Source organism: Bifidobacterium sp. SKU, from assembly GCF_026016405.1.
GTDB lineage: Bacteria > Actinomycetota > Actinomycetes > Actinomycetales > Bifidobacteriaceae > Bifidobacterium > Bifidobacterium bifidum.
The window spans coordinates 2,103,556-2,123,560 of record NZ_CP092890.1 but is presented as its reverse complement, the minus strand read 5'-3'; the positions used below and the strand labels follow the sequence as shown (position 1 = coordinate 2,123,560).

Here is a 20,005-nt window from a genome sequence, read left to right as displayed (position 1 = left end):
TACAGCACCGCGCCTGCAGCTTCTACGATTTTCACCTCACCACTCACCCTTCCATTATGCCTCACCGGCTGCATGACTACGTTGTTTCTCGTCTGTAATGACGATGGCCGGCCCTTGCGGGTCGGCCATCGGCTTATGCACCTACTGTACCTCGTGCGCCGCTTGTCTTGCGGAAGATGCGGTGCACGAGGCTCGTGCCGGATGCCTTATCGGGCGCCCGGCCGGGTGCCATGTCAGTTGTTGGTGCGCGGGCGGCGCTGGTGCTTGCGGATGAGATATTCCTGGCTGTCCACCAGCGGGCGGCCTTCGTCGTCGCGCGAATGATGGATGTACGTGCCGTCGGGCTGCATGTGCCAGGAGGCCGTGGAGTCGGACATCTGCAGGTCCACATAGCGAATCAGCTCGTCGATCTGCTCGGGCGCGGTGACGCGGACCAGCGCCTCGACGCGGCGGTCGAGGTTGCGGTGCATCAGGTCGGCCGAGCCGATCCACACTTCCGGGCCGGAGATGGGGCCTTCGCCGATCTGCGGGCCGTCGGAGTTGCAGAAGGCGTAGATGCGGCTGTGCTCCAGGAACCGGCCGAGGATCGAACGCACGCGGATGTTGTCGGACATGCCGGGCACGCCGGGCTTGAGTGCGCAGATGCCGCGCTCGACGATGTCGATCTTGACGCCGGCCTGGCTGGCGCGGTACAGCGCGTCGATGGTCTTCTCGTCGACGAGCGAGTTGACCTTGATTTTGATCCAGGCTTCCTTGCCGGCCTTGGCGGCGTCCTCCTCGCGGCGGATGCGCTGAATCAGGCCGGTACGCACGGTGCGCGGGGCGACCAGCAGGCGGTGGAAGCTGGACTTCGGCGCGTAGCCGCTCAGCTGGTTGAACAGGCGGGTCAGGTCCTGACCGACCACCGGGTCGCAGGTGAGCAGGCCGAGGTCCGTGTACAGGCGGGCGGTCTTCGGGTTGTAGTTGCCGGTGCCCACGTGGCAGTAGCGCTTGAGGCCGTCCTGCTCCTGGCGGACGACTTCGATGAGCTTGCAGTGGGTCTTGAGGCCGACGATGCCGTAGACGACGTGCACGCCGGCGCGTTCGAGCTTGCGGGCCCAGGCGATGTTGGCGTCCTCGTCGAAGCGCGCCTTGATCTCGACCAGCGCCAGCACCTGCTTGCCGGCGTGGGCCGCGTCGATCAGCGCGTCGATGATCGGCGAGTTGGAGCTGGTGCGGTACAGCGTCTGCTTGATGGCCAGCACGCGCGGGTCGGCGGCCGCTTGGGCGAGGAACGCCTGCACCGACGTGGAGAACGAATCGTAGGGGTGGTGCAGCAGGATGTCGCGCTCGCGGATCGCGGCGAAGATGTCCTGTGCGCGACTCGATTCGACTTCGGCGATCTGACGGTTCGTGGTCGGGATGAACGGGCGGTTCTTGAGGTCCGGGCGGTCGAGTGACTGCAGTTCGAATAGTACGGTGAAGTCGAGCGGCGCGGGCAGGCGGTAGACCTCTTCCGGGTTGACGCCGAGCTGGTCGGCGAGCAGCTGGGAGAGGAACGGGCTGGTCGCGTCGGAGATCTCCAGGCGGATCGGCGGTCCGAAGCGGCGGCGCAGCAGCTCCTTCTCCATCGCGTTGAGCAGGTTCTCGGCGTCATCCTCTTCGACGTCGATGTCCTCGTTGCGGGTGACGCGGAACGAGCGCGCCTCCTTGATGATCATGCCGGGGAACAGGGATTCGAGGTGCGCGATGATGAGGTTCTCCATCGTGATGAACCCGAAGCGCTCCTCGCGGCTCTCCTCGTCGGTCAGGTCGTCGACGGGGACGAGGCGGGGCATGTTGCCGGGGATCTTCACGCGGGCGAAGTGGGATTTGCCGGAGTTCGGGTTCTCCACCAGCACCGCGAGGTTCAGCGAGTTGCCGGAAATGTAGGGGAACGGGTGCGCGGGGTCGACGGCGAGCGGCGTGAGCACGGGGAAGACCTGCTGGCGGTAGTAGCGCGAGAGACGTTCCTGCTCGGTGGTAGTGAGCCGATCCCAGCTGAGCAGCACGATGTGCTCGTCAGCGAGGGCGGGGAGCAGCTTCTCGGTGACGTAGTGCGCGTGCTCGTTCTGCAAGCGGTGCGCCTGCTCGCTGATGGCACGCAGCTGCTGGCGGGGGCTCAGGCCGCTGGCCGCGGTGACGGCGATGCCGGTGTCGATACGGCGCTTGAGGCCGGCGACGCGGACCATGAAGAATTCATCGAGGTTGGAGGCGAAGATCGCGGCGAAATTGCAGCGTTCCAGCAGCGGCTGGTCTTCGTCCTCGGCGAGTTCGAGGACTCGCTGGTTGAACTTCAGCCAGCTGAGTTCTCGGTCGAAATAGCGATCCGCGGGCAGCGGCTCTTCGCCGGCTTGCGGCTCGCGCTTGTCGGGTTTGTCTGTCTCGGCTATGTGCTCGGCGATTTGGCTGCGCAGGATAGCCTTTGAAGGTGCGTCAAATGTTTGTGCCATGTATATAACTTTATGCGAGAATATGGCAGTTTCCTATGCGGCGTGTAAGAAATTCAGCGGTTGTTTACCATTTTCGTACGGATGGGGTGTCGGGTGATGGTACGGCGACACGCCGATGGGTCGTCGGTTCCGCACACAAGTGAACAACGAACCCGTCCGATAGGAACATGAGGTGACAGTTTTCCGTCATAATTGAGCGGTATCGAACACTTGCGCAAAAAATCGCACAACGTAGTTGGGTGAGTTGCGGTATCGCGGTGTTGCGCCTAGATTATGAAGTGCAAGGACAACTTAAGAGCAGGCCCACAATAGTGTATGGTCACGAAGGACTGTTACGTTGAACGGGCAATGGAAAGACTTACCGTTACGACGATGAGGTTGTGCAGCGATCTGCTCAAGATGGACTTGCAGGAAAAACCCGCTCCGGCGGGTTTTTCCATGTGCGGCGGTCTAATGGCGAGGGTGGGCTTGGCTCGGGTTGGGGGGCGGACCGTTGGCTCCTGCTGTTCCGCGTGACTTCCTGTGTGCAATCATTGGGTTAAGTGGTCAAAAGTGTGCCTTACCCGGGTGCATTGCCGGTGTGTTAATGGGGCAGCGTGATCGTTCGGCCCGGCCTTTTCTGGCGCCGAACTCGCAATCACCGGGCTTTGGCCTTCGAAACGATATTTTTCGCCGAATCGCGGATTGCGGCGATTTCGGCCCGTGTTGCGGTGGCGATGGTGGTGGCGGACGGCAGTTGGCGGCGGGCTGTACCACACCACGTGATTTTATGCGGTTTTGGGGCTGGTGTGGCCGGGGAGGATATTGGGGTGCTTCTGGGATTGTTGGAAAATGGCGGTTCTCATGATTTGTGCTGTACCACACCATGCGATGTGAGGGTTCACATTTCATTGTGAGGCCTGCGGAAAAGCCACACAATGCATTTTTTGTGTGTTTTTCCTCTGGTGTGGCACGCCGGTGGTTATGACGGGCGGGTGGGTTCTGGTCAATGTTTGCCGTGACCGACTGACCGGCAGAGATGATCGGAGGCGCGATGGGCGTTCGTGAGCGCGGGGTATGCGACGTTCGGCGAGATGCGCACGGGCGAAGGTTGCAGAGAGGTTGGCTCGGATTCTTCCCGACTCCGCTGCCGGGTGCTTTCGACTGGATGCTAAGTGGAGACGGTTCCATATCACGCGAATATGCCCATCTAGGCGTCGTCTGTCCACAAAAACTGTGGATAACACGCCGTGATGTGGATAAGTCGCGGGCCTTCGACCACATTGTCGCCTCACGTTGCGCCGCTGCGGCGCTATTCGTTTCAATCGGAATATGACACACAACGTTACAGTTCAGAAGATTGGCGCCGCCGCTCCGCCGGGTGCAGCGGCGTCGCGGCAGGTTCCCATGCCGCCTCGCCGGGCCTCCCCGGACGCTTGGCGAAGGCCGGCTGCGCAGGTTTCCCGGCTTGACTCGGATGCTGCAAGCCATCGGATGCGTGCGCGCAAGCCCATGACCATGCCGCGAGTCGTATGCCCGAGCCCAGTCTCATCCGTGGACGGCAATCAGTCGATCGGCACGCTGACGCATGCAGGATGCCGTAATACAGTGGTGTTCTCTTCCGCGTCCGGGGGAGCGGGAACCAGCGTGTTCGCGGCGATGGTCGCATGGCGCTTGGCCCAGCGCAAGTTGCAGTGCGCACTGGTCGACTGCGATTTCGCGGCCGGAGGCATCGACGTGCTGCTGGGCATCGAAAACGAGCCGGGCCTGCGATTTCAAACAGTCGATATACCACTCGGGAAAACGGAAGGTGCGGCGCTGAATGGCGAGTTGCCGCAATGGGAGCGCGTGGGGGTGCTCGCCAGTCAACCTTGGAACGGTTCGGATCCTGAGCCATGGACGGTCTCTGCCGTACTTGAGGCGCTGGCGCAGGCCAATGATGTGGTGGTCGTCGATATCGGGGCTCCGAGCGCGTTGCATTCGCTGCCGATGCTGCGACAGTGCCGCCAGGTGGTATTGGCCGAGCTGACGGTGCTCGGTCTGGCGCGTGCTCGGGCGGCGAGGGCGATGATGATACGGCAAGGGGAGTCGCGCCCGATTATGGTCGGTGTCGTGCCCCGCGGACTGTCGCGCCGCGGCGGCGTGGTCGACGCGCACGAGGCATCGGAGTATCTGCATGAGGAGCTGGCCGGGGTGGTGGCTCCGGACCGCGGGCTGCATGGCGATGTGCTGGAGGGGCTGGGCATCCGGGCTATCGGCAAGAGCAGCCGCAAGGCGGTGGATGCAGTCGTCGGTGCCATCGAGACGGGGTTGGGAGGTGATGTCCCATGATTGAATTTGGGCCGTTGGGTGCGCTGGCACGCGATCCAACGGTCACCGATGTCGCGATCACCTGCGAGGGAAGGGTGTGGGCGGACCGAGGCGGAGGAATGACGGAGTGCCGGTTGCCTATGCCGTTGCGCACGCCGCGAATAGTGCGTGAATATGCGGTGCGGCTGTGTGCGCAATTGGGACGGCGTCTTGACGACGCCTGCCCGATTGCGGACGCGTCGAGCGAGGACGGGATTCGCGTGCACGCGGTGATCGCGCCACTGGTCGCGCAGGGCGCGGCGGTGACGATTCGTTTTCCGGATCGGCGGTTGCTCGGATTGACCGGATTGCGTGATGCTGGGATGTTCCCGCCGGACTGGTTGACGTTGCTGCGGAATCTGGTGAAGAACCGGGCTCGAGTGCTGATTAGCGGCGGCACGGGCAGCGGCAAAACCACGCTGCTGAAAGCGCTGCTTGCGGAATGCGATTCATTGGACCGTATCGTCACCGTTGAGGAGGTTCGGGAATTGGGGGATCTCGGACGCGGCAACCATGTGTCGATGGTGGTGAGAGGGGCGAATGTGGAAGGCGCCGGAGCCGTAGGACTGCCGGAGCTGGTCAAGGCGACCCTGCGCATGAGACCGGATCGGGTGATACTGGGCGAATGCCGTGGCGAGGAAATCGCCGATCTGCTGCGCGCGTTCAATTCGGGCCACCTTGGCGGTATGACCACATTGCACGCAGATGGCATTGACCGGGTGCCGGCGCGATTGATCGCGCTGGGCATGCTGGCCGGCCTTGACGCGCATACGTTGACGATGCTGGCGGAGGGGGCGTTCGACGTGATGCTGCATCTTGAGCGGCATCATGGTCGCCGGAGAATCGCTCAGATCGGGTGCCTCGGCATGCGCGACGGAGTGTTGTCCGGCGACGTGGTGGCGTTGTGGGACGGTGAGGGCGCCATGATGCCATGCCCGCGCTGGCATGATTTCACCGGGCGATGGGGCATGTGAGATGGATCATGTGAATGAGGCATGTGAGGTGAGACATATGAGCGTGGGTGGGTTGCCGCGATGCGTCGCGCTGATGGTCGTGCTGGCATGGATGCTGTGGCCGTATGCCCCTCGCGGCCGTGCCCTGTTGCCGGTCTCTTCGAGGGTGCCGCGAGCAGGGCGAAAGACCGGTGCCGGTGATGCCGTCCGTAATGGCCGTGTGATGGGGCTGTCCGGCGTGATCGCGCATATGAGTTCGTCTGTTCGGGCCGGCGGCATGATCTCAGATGTTCTTGCCGATGTCGACGGGAGCGGATTCGCAGGGGTGCCGTTGACCGCAAGCCGGTTGAAACGGCTGCTGATGCGACAGCGAATGCCGGGGGAGAGCGCCGCCCAGGCCGAACATGTCGCCTTCGAACTCGCCGTGGCCTGTGCGATGTGCGAGCGGTCAGGATGCTCCCTTGCCGATTGTCTGGATGTGGTCGGCGAGAACCATCGGATTTCCAGGCTGTTGCATGATTCCCGACGCAGTGCTTTCGCGGTTCCGCGCGCGACGGCGGCGCTGTTGGGCGCGTTGCCGTTGGTCACCATAGGTTTGGGAGAGCTGCTGGGCGCTCGCCCGGTGCAGGTACTGTTCGGCTCCGCGCAGGGCAATGCGTGCCTGGCGGTGGGCGGCGCAGGCTACGCGCTGGGACTGCTGTGGATGTCATCGATGATGCGGAACACCGGCACGAACGTTGATACCGTCTGATTGCCGTCATGAACATTAAGGGGTGGGGTGATGTGGAACGCGATGGCGTGCGCCGTCATGGTGTTGATGGCATCGATGATATGGCCGGACTCGGCACGGTCGGGCCGCTTGACTGGCGTGTCGTCCGATGTTGCGGGAGAAGGGGGTGCTGCTGTGTCGTTGCCGTTGCTGATTGGACTGTTGTCGGTGTCGCTGCGGTCAGGCATGTCTGTCACGCGTTCTCTGGAGGGCGTGGGTGAGGCTGTCGGAGGGGCTCTTGGCGGCGGGCTGTGTGCGGTTGCGGACGCTCTGCACCGCGGATCGTCATGGAAGGATGCTTGGAATGCCGCCGATTTCGGTGATTATGCGGAGACTTCGGCAATCCTTCGTGGCGCGTTGGAGCCATCGTGGACTCGTGGTGTTTCGCCGATCGGCCGTCTGACGACGGCTTCGGAGCAGTGGATGGAAGGCGAGCGAACCGCGATCGAGCAGGAGTCGGCGTCTCTGTCGGTGAAACTGCTGCTGCCCACGGGATTGTGCATGCTGCCGGCGTTCGTGTTTCTAGGCATACTCCCCTCGGTGATGGCGTTCGTGGGATGAACTTGGTGGCGACGCCGCCCGATGGTCGGTGAAGAATGCTGCACGGCCATCTGTCATCCACATAATGTGTGGATGACACGCCGCATTGTGGATAACTCGGCAGCCTTCGACCACATTGCCCGAAAACCCGATGGTGGGCGGGCCTGATGAGGCACAGTGGAAAGTGCCTTGTAGTTGGGCAAGGTCAGTCGAGAAAGGATTGTCATGAATATCGAGGAGACGATGATTGCCATTGACGGACGTACCGGGCCTATTGCGGCGATGACACGTACGGTGGGCAACATGGGGGCGTCGGCGCGGCGGGGCATTTGCCTGTTGGATGCACGGCTGCGCACGTTGAGCGCGGAGCCAGAGGAAGGGGCCACCACCGCGGAGTACGCGGTGGTGCTGGTCGCAGCCACAGGCTTCGCGGCCGTGCTGGTCGCGTTGCTCAAATCGGACACCATCAAGACGTTGCTGACCAACATCGTCAAGAAGTCATTGAGTGTGGGATGACGGGCATTCACGATGGCGACGATGTCACATGCTGACAGGGGAGCCGTCACTGCGGAGTTCGCGGTGGTGCTTCCCGCTGTGGCCATGGTGGCGATGGTGTTGCTCTGCCTGACGAGAACGGTCACGGTGTCCATGCGATGCCAGGATGCCGCGTCGGCCGTAGTTCGCGAACTGGTGACGAGGGAAGGCGGCCTATCGGGAGCGGGGATGTCCGTCAACGCCGTGGCGAGTGGTATCGCGGGCGAAGGCGCGGTGGCGTCGGTCGCTGATGATGGTCATTCGATACGCGTGACGGCGCAATGCCCCGTGCTGCCGGATCCATTCGGCGTTCTACCCGTCAAAGTAACCGGCTCGGCCACAGGATGGCGGTGATGCCTAAGTCCGTCTTGCCCTCGCTGGCGGGCCGAGCCGTGAGCAAACAGCAGAGCTGTTTGTAGGCGAGGGGTGAACGTCAGTGAACCCAATGGGCGGCATGCGTAGCATGTCTGTAATTGCAGGGCCCGGAGGGCTGTCGTGGAGCGACTGTGCCGTCTTGCCCTCCCGCTGGCGGAGGCTGTCGCGCAGTTGCTGGGGTGGTCAAGCTCCCCTGCGCAGCTTGCCTCTGATGCGGTGGAATAGCGACGAAAGGAAAACACGATGGCGCAACGAATTCAACCTAGGAGACCATCGCCCGTGCGAGCCTATTGCTCGCGGCTGATGCAATCCGATGAAGGGTCGGGAACGATGGCCTGCGTGATGCTGATCGCGCTCGCGGCCGCACTGATAGCGACCGTCGCGTCGGTCGGAGGTGCGCTGCTCTGCCGGTCGCGTGCGCGGAGCGCTGCCGATGCCACGGCATTGTCGGCGGCGTCGGCGTACTGGTCTGGTGGCGCATCCGATCCGTGTGCCGTAGGGCGGCGTGCCGCGGCAGAGAATGACGCGCAACTGGAGTCGTGCGTCGTCGAGGGAGATGACATCGTCGTGACGGTGTCCGTGCCGTTGCGTCTGCCATTCATGTCACGTGTCAGCCAGCGTTCCCGCGCCGGGCCCATCAGCTGTGAATAGTCGATGGGCCACTCGCGGCGGGTGTGGGCAGACAGCATTGATGCCGATGCCGAGACCGATTGCGGAGCCTGTACTGGCGGGGAATGCCGTTGATGCATTATGTTTGACGTATGGGCGAAGCGAAGACAATGGTGGCGTTGATCGGCAATCCCGTCTCAAACAAGGGGTGGGGTGCCGTCGTGGGCGAACAGGTATTCACGATGCTGGCCGAAGCCGGACAGCGGCATGGATTCGACGTAATGGATCTGACCGGCACCAGCTTTGATGATTCGCTGACGGCCGCTCGCGAGAACCGCGCCCTATACGACTACTTGGTGGTCGTAGGCGGCGACGGCATGATCGCCTTGGGGGCCAACGCCGTCTGCGGCAGTGGCATCCCGCTCGGCATTGTGGCGGTCGGTTCGGGCAATGATTTCGCGCGAGGTCTGAAACTGCCCGTCAACCGGGTCAAAACCGCGGTGGAAGGCATCGTCGGCGCCATCGCATGCGGCACCTATCTGGATGTCGATATGGGACGCGTGCGCTCGACGGAGATCGCCTGCATGGTGCATGGCGAGTCCGGTGAGCCCGTGGTGGATGAGGAAGGCCGCCCAGTGAACGGGCTGATCGACCGATACTATGCGGGGATGCTTAATTGTGGGCTTGACGCAAGCATCAACGATCGGGCCAACCATTCGCGCCTTCCCGGAGGGTCAGCGCGATACGCTGCGGCGGTGCTGGTGGAGATTGCACGCATGAAACAGTACGGCTATCACGTCAAGGCCACGCTGTCGGACGGCACGGTGGAGGAACACGACATCATCGCTCCTCTGCTCACAGTCGCCAATGCACGGTACATCGGAGGCGGACTGGAGGTGTCTCCATACTCCTTGCTTGATGACGGAATGCTGGATCTGGTGTGGCTGAACTGCAAGCCGAATGTCGGCCAATGCGCCAAAGCGCTGTCCAACGCCTATAACGGGAGGTTGCTCGCCAGCCAGATATTCAGCTGGAAGCGTGTGCGCCAGGTGAAGATAACCCGCGCCCACGAGGGAGACGAGCCTCCGGTGCTGATGGCCGATGGGGAGTACGTCGGGCATCTTCCGGTGACCGTCACCGCGCAGGCCAAGGCGTTGCGCGTATTGGTCCCGCCTGCGGTCGCCCACTGGCATGACAGCCGGAGCGAGGAGCATATCATGGCGGCGATCGAGCGCGACGGGCGTGACCCGGTGACCGGCGAATTCATCTGACCGGCGAGTCCGCCTGAGCGGAGCCTGCCTGTCCGGCGGCTTTCGGCCGACAGGCCAACGATTGACGTTGACGAGTCCGCAAACGTCGCTGCGGCGGCACCATCTGGGCAAGCCCCCGATGCGTGCGCAAGTAATGGGGACAATAGGGAAAGACACCCGGAAATAGCCGGGTTGCGATAGGTTGGAGCTTATGGCACTTGCACTGTATCGACGTTATCGACCGGACACGTTTGAGGGGGTCATCGGTCAGGATCAGGTCACTGTTCCGCTGATGCGGGCCCTCGACAGCGGCAAGCTCACGCATGCGTACCTGTTTTCCGGGCCGCGTGGCTGCGGTAAGACCAGTTCCGCGCGTATCCTCGCGCGGTGCATCAACTGCGCCAAGGGGCCGACCTCGCATCCATGCGGGGAATGCGCCAGTTGCAAGGACCTCGCCACTGGCGGTCCAGGTTCCATCGACGTGGTGGAAATCGACGCGGCCAGTCACAATGGCGTCGACGACGCCCGTGAACTGCGAGAGCGCGCCGGATTCGCCCCCGCTCGGGATCGCTATAAGATTTTCATTCTTGACGAGGCGCACATGGTCACCCAGCAGGGTTTCAACGCGTTGCTGAAGATTGTCGAGGAACCGCCGGACCATGTGATGTTCATCTTCGCGACCACCGAACCCGACAAGGTGATCGGCACCATCCGTTCGCGTACCCATCATTACCCGTTCCGGCTGGTTCCCCAGGAGGTCATGGGACCGTATCTGGAGGAGATTTGCGCCAAGGAAAGCATCAAGCCGGAACCCGGCGTGCTCAAGCTGGCGATGCGCGCCGGCGGCGGTTCGGTGCGTGACACCCTGTCGGTGCTCGATCAGTTGATGGTCGGCGCGGTTGACGGCGTGATCGCCCACGACGCCGCCGTGGCGCTGCTCGGCTTCACGCCGGAGGCGCTGATCGGCGAGGCCGTGGACGCCGTCATCGCGCGTAACGGCGAAGCGCTGTATGGCGTGGTGCAGAAAGTCGTGGTGGGAGGATTCGACCCGCGTCGGTTCGTCGAGGATCTGCTGGCGCGGGTGCGTGATCTGCTGGTGCTGACATTGGGCGGCGCTCAGGCAGAAAGCGTGCTTTCCGATGCTGCCGAGGCCGAGGACATGGACGACCTGCGTAGGCAGGCGTCGTCGCTTGGCTTGGGTGCGTTGACGTCGATGGCAGAAACCATCAATACCACCCTGGGGTCTATGACCGGGGCGATTTCTCCGCGCATGCGGCTCGAATTGCTCGCCGCGCGCTTACTTGCCGGGCGAGAGGGACTGGATGTCGCGCCGGCCGCGGGCGGCACTGCGCCCGGGGCGGACTCTGCAGGTACTGGCCGCGGAGCTGCAGGAGTGAATGCGCGAACAGGTGGCATCGCCGAGAGCCGGTCAGGCGGGACGACTCCGCGCAGGGGAGGATTCATCGGATCCGCTCGCAACCAGCAGACGGACGCTCGCCAATCGGCGGCAAGCCAGACGAATACGTCACCAAGCCGAACCGCCGGCACCCAACCTGATCGCGCACTCCAGACGGAAGCGCCCACTATGGCGGAAGCGCCTGCAACAGCGGATGCGCAAGCCGGTGCCTCGTCTCCCGTCGCTCAAGCACCGTCCGCCTCTCGAGTACCGCCGGCCGGTGAGCCGACAGCCGCGCAATCCTCTCCGCAGGGCGACGACCGCACGCCGGACGAGCGCTGGGATGCACTGGTCGCCGGATTGCCGGCGGACGTCGCCGCGTACGTGAACCGCAGCAAGGTGCCGCGCATCCACTTGGAACAGCACGAGCCAGGCGGAAAAGGCACGTTGTGGATCAAGTTCGACAAGGCGCTGAGCAAGTATGCCTTCGCGAAGGCCGTCGCTGGTGAGGAAGTCGGCGGAACCCGCAACGTGGTGCAGATCATGCGCGCTGAGACCCGCAAGGCGTTCGGCGACAAAGTGCAGCTCGCGCCCACCAAGAAGATGGCCGACGGGCAGGTCGCGCCGCCGTTCGGCCAGCTGCCGGCAGACGAGCAGCAGCGCATCAGTGCCCAGATCGTCAAAGTGAGTCTCAGCGCATCATTGGGGGCGATGAGCGTCGGCAACAATGCCAAGGAGCCGCAGACTCCTCCCGAAAGCGGCGACACCGCATCGGCCGATGCGGACGAAGTCCATCGAGCCGTACCCGACGCGCCGGACGCGACAGTGGCTCATGACCGCGACAATAACCGGGCGGTCGCACAGGATACCTCGCGTGCGGACGCGCAGTCGGCAGTGGATCCGTGGGCGCTCCCGGAAGCGGGGGCTGGCGACGCTTGGTCACCGACTGACGGTGCGTCTCACAATGTTTCACGGGATGTTTCACGGAATGCTCCGCAAGATGAGGGCCATCACGCGAAACACATCGTCGTGCCGGATTTGAGCGACGACACCGACCCGTGGGCCAACGACGGCGGTAACAGTATGCCCGTTGACGGTGTACGCGGTGGCGACGCGCCCGGCACACCTCAGAACGTTGCCCATGCGCAGTCACAGTCGCGAGAGGACTCCGAGCGCACCAACCCTGGCCCCACCGCCGTGCCGGAGTCCATGTCCGCGGAAGACCCCTGGGCTGGCATGCCGTCATCAGTCGCTTCCGCTTCGTCGAGCATCGCCGCGCCAAGCGCAGACTCCCCGGCAGCTCTCCAAGGGCCTTCCGACGACTTGGCTGCACCCGGGCGCCCGGAAAACCCCGGAGTCGAACCGGGAACGACGCATCTGCAGCAGACTCCCGGTGCCGCGGCCGGTCAGAGAGCATCCCGCCCTGCGTATGACGACACCGATCCGTTCGCCGGAGCCGACCCGTATGCGCAGGAGGACATTCCCATGCCGACCGTGGCACCGGAAGACGACGAATATTCGATGAATGACGTTTCACTTGGCTCGCCCGAGACGATGAGTCTCGACGACGTCAAGCAGTTCTTCGAAGTCGTCAAGCCGGTGGAGGAATACGGCCCCGACGACCCCAAGAACCCCAGGAACATCCAGCACGTCAACAAACATGATTCGGAGTGAGCACACCAATGGCTTTGGCATATGACGGCGCGATACAGCGACTCATCGACGCATTTGCCGGACTGCCCGGTATCGGCCCGAAAGGGGCGCAGCGCATCGCCTTCTATCTGCTGTCGGCCTCCGACGAGGAGACGGGCAAGCTGGTCGACGCCATCACGGAAGTCAAGGAAAAAGTGCGGTTCTGCGACATCTGCGGAAACGTGTGCGAGGTCAGTCCGTGCCCGGTATGCGCCGACCCGAGACGCGACCACGGGGTGATCTGCGTGGTCGAAGAGCCGAAGGACGTGATGAGCATCGAGCGCACCCGTGAATACCGCGGCCAATACCATGTGCTCGGCGGCGCCATCAATCCGATGGCCAACGTCGGACCGGCCGACCTCAACATCCCCAAGCTTCTCGACCGCCTCAAGACTGACGAGGTCAAGGAAGTCATCCTCGCACTCGACCCCAACATCGAAGGCGAGGCGACGACGACATACCTGAGTCGTCTGCTCAGCCCGCTCGGCATCAAGGTCACCCGGCTCGCCAGCGGTCTGCCCGTCGGCAGCGACCTCGAATACGCCGACGAGGTCACGCTCGGTCGGGCCCTCACAGGTCGCCGCGAAGCATAAACGAGGCTGCCAGCGTCGGCCCGTCCCGGCGCCGCCGACGCGAATCATCGCCCGGATACCTGCGCCCGCAGCGCGGCCGTTCCTGTCCGCATGGCGGCGCACGCGTGCGCGGCAGTGCCGAAATTCCTATAATCGTGCCGCTTGCGTAGTATTGACGCAGATGCATTCCGCGAGAAGATAGGACAGCAGTGGCTCTCATCGTGCAGAAGTACGGCGGCTCGTCGGTCGCCGATACCGAATCGATCAAGCGCGTGGCCAAGCGCGTCGTCGAGACCAAGAAAAAGGGCAACAGGGTGGCCGTGGTCGTCTCCGCCATGGGAGACACGACCGACGACCTGATCGACCAAGCGCTGAGCATCGACTCCAACCCGCCCGAGCGCGAGATGGACATGCTGATGACCGCCGGTGAGCGCATCTCCATGAGCCTTCTTGCCATGGCCATTCACGCCGCCGGGGACCGTGCGCATTCGTTCACCGGTCAGCAGGCCGGATTCTTCACCGACACCCGTTACGGCGCCGCGCACATCAAGGCCGTGAAGCCCGACCGCGTGCAGAACGCGCTGTCGCTCGGAGACGTGGCCATCGTCGCAGGCTTCCAGGGCATCAACGCCAAGGGAGACGCCACCACGCTCGGCCGCGGCGGCTCCGACACGTCGGCCGTGGCGCTTGCCGTGGCGCTCGGCGCCGACATCTGCGAGATCTACACCGACGTGGATGGCGTGTTCACCGCCGATCCGCGCATCGTGCCAAAGGCCAGTCGCATTCCGGTCATCGGCTACGACGAGATTCTGGAGATGTCCAGTTGCGGTTCGAAGGTGCTGGCACTGCGCTGCGTGGAGTACGCGCAGCGGTTCAACATGCCGCTTCACGTGCGCAGCTCCTTCTCGCATCGTCCCGGCACGCTGATCGTGCCCGACGGAGTCGACCCGCGCAGCCTGCCCAACATCGACTGATGTCGTCCACTGACATACGACATATTCGAGACCTGATTTACCGTTCACACAAATATAAAGGCGAAAAAACATGAGCGACAACAACAGCAAATCCATGGGTGACCTGTTCCCCGACCTCGGCCCGGAAGCCCCGGTCATCTCCGGTGTGGCGCACGACCGCAGCGAAGCGCTGGCCACCGTGCGCGGCGTTCCGAACGAGCCCGGCATGGCGGCGAAAGTGTTCACCGAGCTGGCGACGGCCGGTGTGAATGTGGACATGATCGTGCAGGCCGGCGCGTCCGTGGGCACCGCGGAGATCTCCTTCACCGTGCCGGAATCCACCGTCAAGGAAGTCGAGAACGTGCTGATCGACAAGCATGACGAGCTGGGCTACAAGTCGTTCGACATCAACAGGAGCGTCGGCAAGGTCGCGGTCGTGGGCGTTGGCATGAAGACCCATTCCGGCCTGGCGGCCAAGTTCTTCACCGCTCTGAGCGACAAGGGCATCAACGTGCTGATGATCTCCACATCCGAGATCCGCATCGCGGCGCTCGTCCCGCTCGACCAGCTTGACGACGCCGTGCGCGCGCTGCACACCGCCTACGGCCTCGACGCCGATCAGGTCGAAGCCGTGGTCTACGGCGGCACCGGTCGCTGATTTTTGACGCAATCGCGTAATTGACCACCCCGCCCGCTACGCGGAATATCTCCGACAGCAGGAGCCGGCTGGGTGGTCAATTTATCTGGTTTGAGCGTTCTTACCTCCTCCTTCCGTATTCATTCGCGCTCCTGAGCCGAAGGAGGAGCACATGGAACGTTCCAACGGAATTATGCGGCTCCTTGTGGCAGCGACGGTCGCCGCCACACTGCTGCTGCTCGCCATGGTCATAGTCGCCGTGATCGTTACGGTACGATTCCGCCGTAATCCGCGCGGCAATGCACGTCACCTGCGTCGGTGACGACACCCGATATGCCGAACGGCCGGGTTGACTGCGGAATCAATCCGTGGTCAACCCGGCCGTTCGATGGTCTCCAGCCGCAATTTCAGTCTCAGCGGCAGGCTGCCGTCACTTCGCGCTGATATAACCGAGCGCCTTGAGCATTTCGGCGCATTCGAGCGCGCCGCCGGCGGCACCGCGCAACGTGTTGTGAGCCAGCCCCACGAACTTCCAGTCAAAGATCGAATCCTCGCGCAGACGGCCGATTGACACGCCCATGCCGCCCTCGTAGTCCACATCGAACTTGACCTGCGGGCGGTCATCCTCGGTGAGGTATTGGATGAAGTGCTTCGGCGCGTGCGGCAGCCCCAGCTCGGACGCCTTGGACGTGTAGTTCACCAAGCGGTCGACGAGCTCTTCCTTGGTGGCCTTCTTGCCGAAGTTCAGGAATACCGTGGCGGTGTGGCCGTTGAGCACGGGCACGCGGATGCACTGCGAAGTGATCTTGAGACCGCCGTCGAACGGCACGATCTCGCCCTTGCCGGCATCCACGTGACCGAACACCTTGAGCGGTTCCTTCTCGCTCTTCGCCTCCTCGCCGGAGATGAACGGGATGATGTTGCCCACCATCTCAGGCCAGTCCTTGAAGGTCTTGCCCGCGCCGGAAATCGCCTGATACGTGCTGACGACGACCTCGCGCGGCTCGAATTCCTTCCACGCGGCCAGCGCCGGCGTGTACGCCTGGATCGAGCAGTTCGGCTTGACGGCGATGAAGCCGCGCGTGGTGCCGAGCCGCTTGCGCTGGTGCTCAATCACCGCGAAATGCTCCGGGTTGATCTCCGGCACGACCATCGGCACATCCGGCGTCCAACGGTGGGCGCTGTTGTTGGAGACGACCGGGGTCTCGGTCTTCGCGTACTCCTCTTCGATTGCGCGAATCTCGTCCTTCGACATGTTCACCGCGGAGAAAACGAAATCGACGCCATCGGCCATGCCGGCCACATCGGCGACGTCATGCACCGTCATGCCCTTGACGTACTCGGGCATCGGCGTTTCCATCTTCCAGCGGGGGCCGACGGCTTCTTCATAGGTCTTTCCCGCACTGTGCGCGGACGCGGCGAGTTTGACCACCTCAAACCACGGGTGGTTCTCCAGCAGCGTCACAAAACGCTGGCCGACCATACCTGTGGCGCCAAGAATGCCGACCTTCAACTTTTCGGACATAACAACCTCTGGGTTTGATTCGGTTTCCTATACAAGCGGCCGCAGTGACATGGCCGCACCTATCCAATGGTACGGAATGCGCGGAACAAGACGGGCCGCTTTCCCGAATGATGGCCGTGTTCGCCGATGGGTGGGTGCTGCGGCCGGGATTCGCGGTACTCTGGAAGCATGTCAATAGCATCGCAGGAAGCGCAGAAGCAGCTGGATCGTATCGTGGCGCTGGGTTACCCAGACGTGGCGGACATGAGCGCCGCCGCGTTCCGCGCGCTCGCACGGCCGCTGATCCATGCGTTGGAGCATACCGATCTGGGCTCGAACATCCTGCTGATCCCCACGCGCGAGCTGGTGTCGCCTGAGTCGCTGATCGCCCGAACCAGCATCAACCGCATGGCCGGTTTCACGACAATGCCTCCGCGCGACATCGCAAGCTTCCTGCCGCAGGACGGGTTCGAGCCGCCGGAAGGGCCGTTCTATCTGGTTGTCGAGCCGCATACCGGCACCTGCTACATCAATCGCGAGCCGGACGTGGCGCGCAAGCTCATCGATTCCGACGAGCGCACGCCACTGACCCTTGAAGAGGGTCTTGCCATTGCTACGCAGCACCCCGATTGGCTTGAGATCAAGAACGGGTTCAACCTGCTCGGCTCTCGCAGCGCCGACGGGCGCGTGCCCAGCATCTGGATGAGCCAGAACGCGCCGCGTCTGGGGGCCGTGTGGCCGAACTCGCGGCACACGTGGCTGGGTAACGCCTACTGCATGGCCCGGCGCGGCGTGAGTCTGTTCCACTGAATTTCGCTGGAGCGCTTGTCTGTCGCCTTCGCTGGGCCGCCGCACAGTGACGCATCTGGGCGTGACCGATGGATGCTTGGTGTTTCCTGATATGTGACACTGTGTTGTACGACGCCCGGTTTTATGATGTTCTTGGTGTGTTCGCGAGCGCTTTCGCGCCGGCGGGCAATGATGAGAGACGCCATTGGGCGGGGGAGAAAGGCGGACACGCATGAAGTGCCCATATTGCGGGAATGACGAAAGCCCGGACAGCAAATTCTGTGGGAACTGCGGGCAGCCGCTGCAACAACAGGTATCACAGGCCGCGCCGGCGTCGCAGCCCGCAGTGTCGCAGATGCCCCAGCCCTCTGCGGCGCAACAGCCGGCGACTCCAGCTGTACCACTGCCAGGCGGCGGATTCGCGCCGGCTCCTGCTGCACCTCAGGAGCCGCTCCAGCCAACACAGCCTTTGCAGCCGGCTCAGTCCCAACCTCAGCCGCAGCAGCCTGTTACCCAACCGGCGTGGCCGCAAGCCCAGCAGTTCGCCCAGCCGTCAGGTGCCGGAGTCTCGACTCCGGCCGCGCCCGCAACCCAGCCGTCAGCGGCGACGCCGGCCGTGCCAGGGCAAACGCCGAAGCCCAAATCCAGGGGCAAGCTCATCGGCCTCATCGTGGCCGTGGTGGTCGCCCTCGCGTTGGGTGTCGGTCTTGCCCTGTTCTTCACGTATCGCGCGGGCATCTGGGGCGGAACCCCGCTGCCTACCGCCGAAGAGATCTCCGGTGCGTCCGGCGGCGAAGCCACCGCCGATGACGTGGTCACCCAGCTGAAAGCCAAGGGCGTGAAGGCATCGAAGTCGATCATCTTCTCCGGCAAGAAGAAGGGCGTGTTCCTTGGATACGAGGGCATGAAGCCCGGCGACCGCGTCCAGAAGGATGCCGCGGTAATCGTCCAGGAGTCGGGTGGCCCCGGTGTGCCCAAGAACACGATGGGCAAGCAGGCCACGAAGGTCGTATCCACGTTCAAGACGATGGGTGTGCCGGTACATTACAAGCAGGTACCGGTGTCCGACACCAAGAAGAAGCCAATCGGTTCCGTGGTGGCGACCTACCCCGCCGAAGGACAGGCGCTGTCGGACGGCGACAAGGACGACGGCATCTACATCGGCGTCGCCACGAAGAGCGACGGCGGCGCCATCAGCATCGACATCGTCGGCCGGGACGTCGACACGGTGAAATCCGAACTGGAAAGCCAAGGACATGACGTGACGCTCGTGCCGCGCCTCGCCTCGAAGAAGTTCGTCGGCAAAGTGTCCGGTTCCGACCCGATGCCCGGATCCACGGTAGCGGAAGGCGATGCGGTCACGCTGTATTACGGCATCGACGCCAGCGGCGTCAAGGACGCCTACACGGTTCACGATTCCCCGGAGACCGGCGGCGACAATCTGCTCGGTGTCTCCGGTGTGGCCGCGGGAACGTGGTGCAACAACTCCGGTGACTGCATCACGTTCAAGGATGGCGGCGATGGCAGCGAAGGCAACTCGTACATCCCCTATCCGAAAGGTCGCGACGGTACCGAATACGGCGAATACGAGTCGCTGAGCTCCTGCGATGCCATCCAGCAGCCGTACTGCTCCAGCCCGAAAGCCGACTATCTACTCACCGGTGACACCGGCGCGTTCGAACTGTTCCCGCGATCCAGTATGACGAACTACTGGTGCGGCACCAGCCAGGAAGACTCGAATACGGCAGGCGGCATCGTCTGCAACAACGGCAAGATGGTCGAAAACGGCGATTACAACAATATCTCCGGCGCGACGTATCACATGCAGGACTTCTATCTGGTCGTGCCGGTCGGCGCGGACCTGAACAAGCTCGAAAGCGACGGGTACTTTGACGCGGACGCGCTGGCCGCGGCCAAGAAGCAGAAAGCCGTGAACACGACCAAGCCGTTCCTGATCTACCGTGACCCGAAGCTCTACGACAAGACCACGGCGGACATGACCAATAACTCCGCCAACCCGTTCATGCCGTACAACGGCTACGTCGGCAGCAAAAGCGACATCGTCAAGATGAAGCCCGCTCCCAGCGACGACACCGTGTACTATCTGACCGTCTCCATCGACCTGGATTGGGGTGAGCTGCCCGACGCCGATGTCAAGTAGCCGGGCGGCAGCGCCGGCGCGGACGGCGGTGCATCATCGGCCAAGCCCACCAAGGACATGAGCCTGACGGATGTTCGCACCGCACTCGGCAAAGGCGATTTCTAGCCGATAGCAGGCAAATACTGCCTGAAAGACGACAGTTGGTGCCTGACGTTGGACGACAAGGGCAAGGCCACCTCGGTTGGCTCGGGCAAGCTCATGCTGAGCCCCGATGATCCGCAGTCGGTCACGCTGCACGCCGGACGGACACGGGTGGTGACGGTTGGTGGAAGGTGCCGTCGGACGTCGGCATCGAGCTCATGGGGCCGGATAGCGACTATCGCTGCGGCGGCAAGAAAGGATTCAAATTCTGCTATGTGCCAGCCGGCATCAGCAGCGACAAACTGGAGGGACTGGCCGGCGCGAGCTACCAGTTGCCGACGTGTCAGGCCATGCCAAGCCTGACAGCTCCAAGCCGTTCCTGAAAATGGAG

At 63.2% G+C, this 20,005-nt stretch carries 19 protein-coding genes; 16 read left to right on the top strand and 3 right to left on the bottom strand.

Annotated features, from left to right (window positions below):
- Positions 1–233 precede the first annotated feature (233 nt).
- Positions 234–2,471, bottom strand: a complete 2,238-nt coding sequence (locus MMB49_RS09045) for an RNA degradosome polyphosphate kinase (RefSeq protein WP_003814112.1) — start codon at positions 2,469–2,471, stop codon at positions 234–236.
- Positions 2,472–3,962: 1,491 nt separating this feature from the next.
- Between MMB49_RS09045 and MMB49_RS09040 the strand changes: the two genes are divergently transcribed.
- From MMB49_RS09040 to MMB49_RS09030, 3 genes are read left to right on the top strand one after another with little or no spacing between them, the layout of a single operon-like run.
- Complete coding sequence (locus MMB49_RS09040) at positions 3,963–4,781, top strand: septum site-determining protein minD, TadZ-like protein (protein ID WP_225841060.1); 819 nt, start codon at positions 3,963–3,965, stop codon at positions 4,779–4,781.
- On the top strand, positions 4,778–5,773 hold the full coding sequence (locus MMB49_RS09035; protein WP_047271081.1) for a CpaF family protein: 996 nt from the start codon (positions 4,778–4,780) through the stop codon (positions 5,771–5,773). Before MMB49_RS09040 ends, MMB49_RS09035 begins: the two co-directional genes overlap by 4 nt.
- Before the next feature lie 37 nt (positions 5,774–5,810).
- Positions 5,811–6,503 (top strand): type II secretion system F family protein, encoded by a 693-nt coding sequence (locus MMB49_RS09030; RefSeq protein WP_013363997.1) that lies wholly within the window; start codon positions 5,811–5,813, stop codon positions 6,501–6,503.
- Here MMB49_RS09030 and MMB49_RS09025 read toward each other — a convergent pair.
- A complete protein-coding gene (locus tag MMB49_RS09025; RefSeq protein ID WP_013363996.1) occupies positions 6,434–6,709 on the bottom strand; it encodes a hypothetical protein in 276 nt (91 codons plus the stop codon). The two genes, MMB49_RS09030 and MMB49_RS09025, sit on opposite strands and share 70 nt — an antisense overlap.
- 25 nt (positions 6,710–6,734) lie before the next feature.
- Between MMB49_RS09025 and MMB49_RS09020 the strand changes: the two genes are divergently transcribed.
- From MMB49_RS09020 to MMB49_RS08975, 10 genes are all read left to right on the top strand, one after another.
- The gene (locus tag MMB49_RS09020) at positions 6,735–7,082 is read left to right on the top strand and encodes a hypothetical protein (protein ID WP_229041920.1); all 348 of its coding nucleotides are present in this window, start codon (positions 6,735–6,737) and stop codon (positions 7,080–7,082) included.
- A 261-nt stretch (positions 7,083–7,343) separates the two neighbouring features.
- A complete protein-coding gene (locus MMB49_RS09015) occupies positions 7,344–7,577 on the top strand; it encodes a DUF4244 domain-containing protein (RefSeq protein ID WP_371316012.1) in 234 nt (77 codons plus the stop codon).
- A 12-nt stretch (positions 7,578–7,589) separates the two neighbouring features.
- A complete protein-coding gene (locus MMB49_RS09010; protein ID WP_047271078.1) occupies positions 7,590–7,949 on the top strand; it encodes a TadE family type IV pilus minor pilin in 360 nt (119 codons plus the stop codon).
- 324 nt (positions 7,950–8,273) lie between these two features.
- Positions 8,274–8,621, top strand: coding sequence for an Rv3654c family TadE-like protein (locus tag MMB49_RS09005; RefSeq protein ID WP_041775417.1), 348 nt, complete (start codon positions 8,274–8,276; stop codon positions 8,619–8,621).
- A 110-nt stretch (positions 8,622–8,731) separates the two neighbouring features.
- Positions 8,732–9,850, top strand: a complete 1,119-nt coding sequence (locus MMB49_RS09000; protein WP_047271077.1) for a diacylglycerol/lipid kinase family protein — start codon at positions 8,732–8,734, stop codon at positions 9,848–9,850.
- A 190-nt stretch (positions 9,851–10,040) separates the two neighbouring features.
- Positions 10,041–12,899 (top strand): DNA polymerase III subunit gamma/tau, encoded by a 2,859-nt coding sequence (gene dnaX, locus MMB49_RS08995; protein ID WP_047271076.1) that lies wholly within the window; start codon positions 10,041–10,043, stop codon positions 12,897–12,899.
- Positions 12,900–12,907: 8 nt separating this feature from the next.
- The gene (gene recR, locus MMB49_RS08990; protein ID WP_003814133.1) at positions 12,908–13,510 is read left to right on the top strand and encodes a recombination mediator RecR; all 603 of its coding nucleotides are present in this window, start codon (positions 12,908–12,910) and stop codon (positions 13,508–13,510) included.
- Between the two features lie 188 nt (positions 13,511–13,698).
- Positions 13,699–14,463, top strand: coding sequence for an aspartate kinase (locus MMB49_RS08985; protein ID WP_003814135.1), 765 nt, complete (start codon positions 13,699–13,701; stop codon positions 14,461–14,463).
- Between the two features lie 70 nt (positions 14,464–14,533).
- The gene (locus MMB49_RS08980; protein WP_003819192.1) at positions 14,534–15,100 is read left to right on the top strand and encodes an ACT domain-containing protein; all 567 of its coding nucleotides are present in this window, start codon (positions 14,534–14,536) and stop codon (positions 15,098–15,100) included.
- A gap of 151 nt (positions 15,101–15,251) precedes the next feature.
- Entirely contained in the window at positions 15,252–15,401 is a 150-nt protein-coding gene (locus tag MMB49_RS08975; RefSeq protein WP_013363990.1) for a hypothetical protein, read from the top strand.
- Positions 15,402–15,509: 108 nt separating this feature from the next.
- Here MMB49_RS08975 and asd read toward each other — a convergent pair whose 3' ends face one another.
- Positions 15,510–16,604 carry an aspartate-semialdehyde dehydrogenase gene (asd, locus tag MMB49_RS08970; protein ID WP_014760739.1) on the bottom strand — a complete coding sequence of 365 codons (1,095 nt, stop codon included), beginning with the start codon at positions 16,602–16,604 and terminating at the stop codon, positions 15,510–15,512.
- 168 nt (positions 16,605–16,772) lie between these two features.
- On the opposite strand from asd, the gene MMB49_RS08965 reads away from it, so the two are divergent.
- The 3 genes from MMB49_RS08965 to MMB49_RS08955 all read left to right on the top strand — a co-directional run bounded on the left by MMB49_RS08965 (position 16,773) and on the right by MMB49_RS08955 (position 19,997).
- Positions 16,773–17,393 (top strand): DUF5701 family protein, encoded by a 621-nt coding sequence (locus MMB49_RS08965; RefSeq protein ID WP_003816090.1) that lies wholly within the window; start codon positions 16,773–16,775, stop codon positions 17,391–17,393.
- A gap of 595 nt (positions 17,394–17,988) precedes the next feature.
- On the top strand, positions 17,989–19,533 hold the full coding sequence (locus tag MMB49_RS08960) for a PASTA domain-containing protein (RefSeq protein ID WP_229940986.1): 1,545 nt from the start codon (positions 17,989–17,991) through the stop codon (positions 19,531–19,533).
- A 299-nt stretch (positions 19,534–19,832) separates the two neighbouring features.
- Entirely contained in the window at positions 19,833–19,997 is a 165-nt protein-coding gene (locus MMB49_RS08955) for a hypothetical protein (protein WP_229940987.1), read from the top strand.
- Positions 19,998–20,005 lie beyond the last annotated feature (8 nt).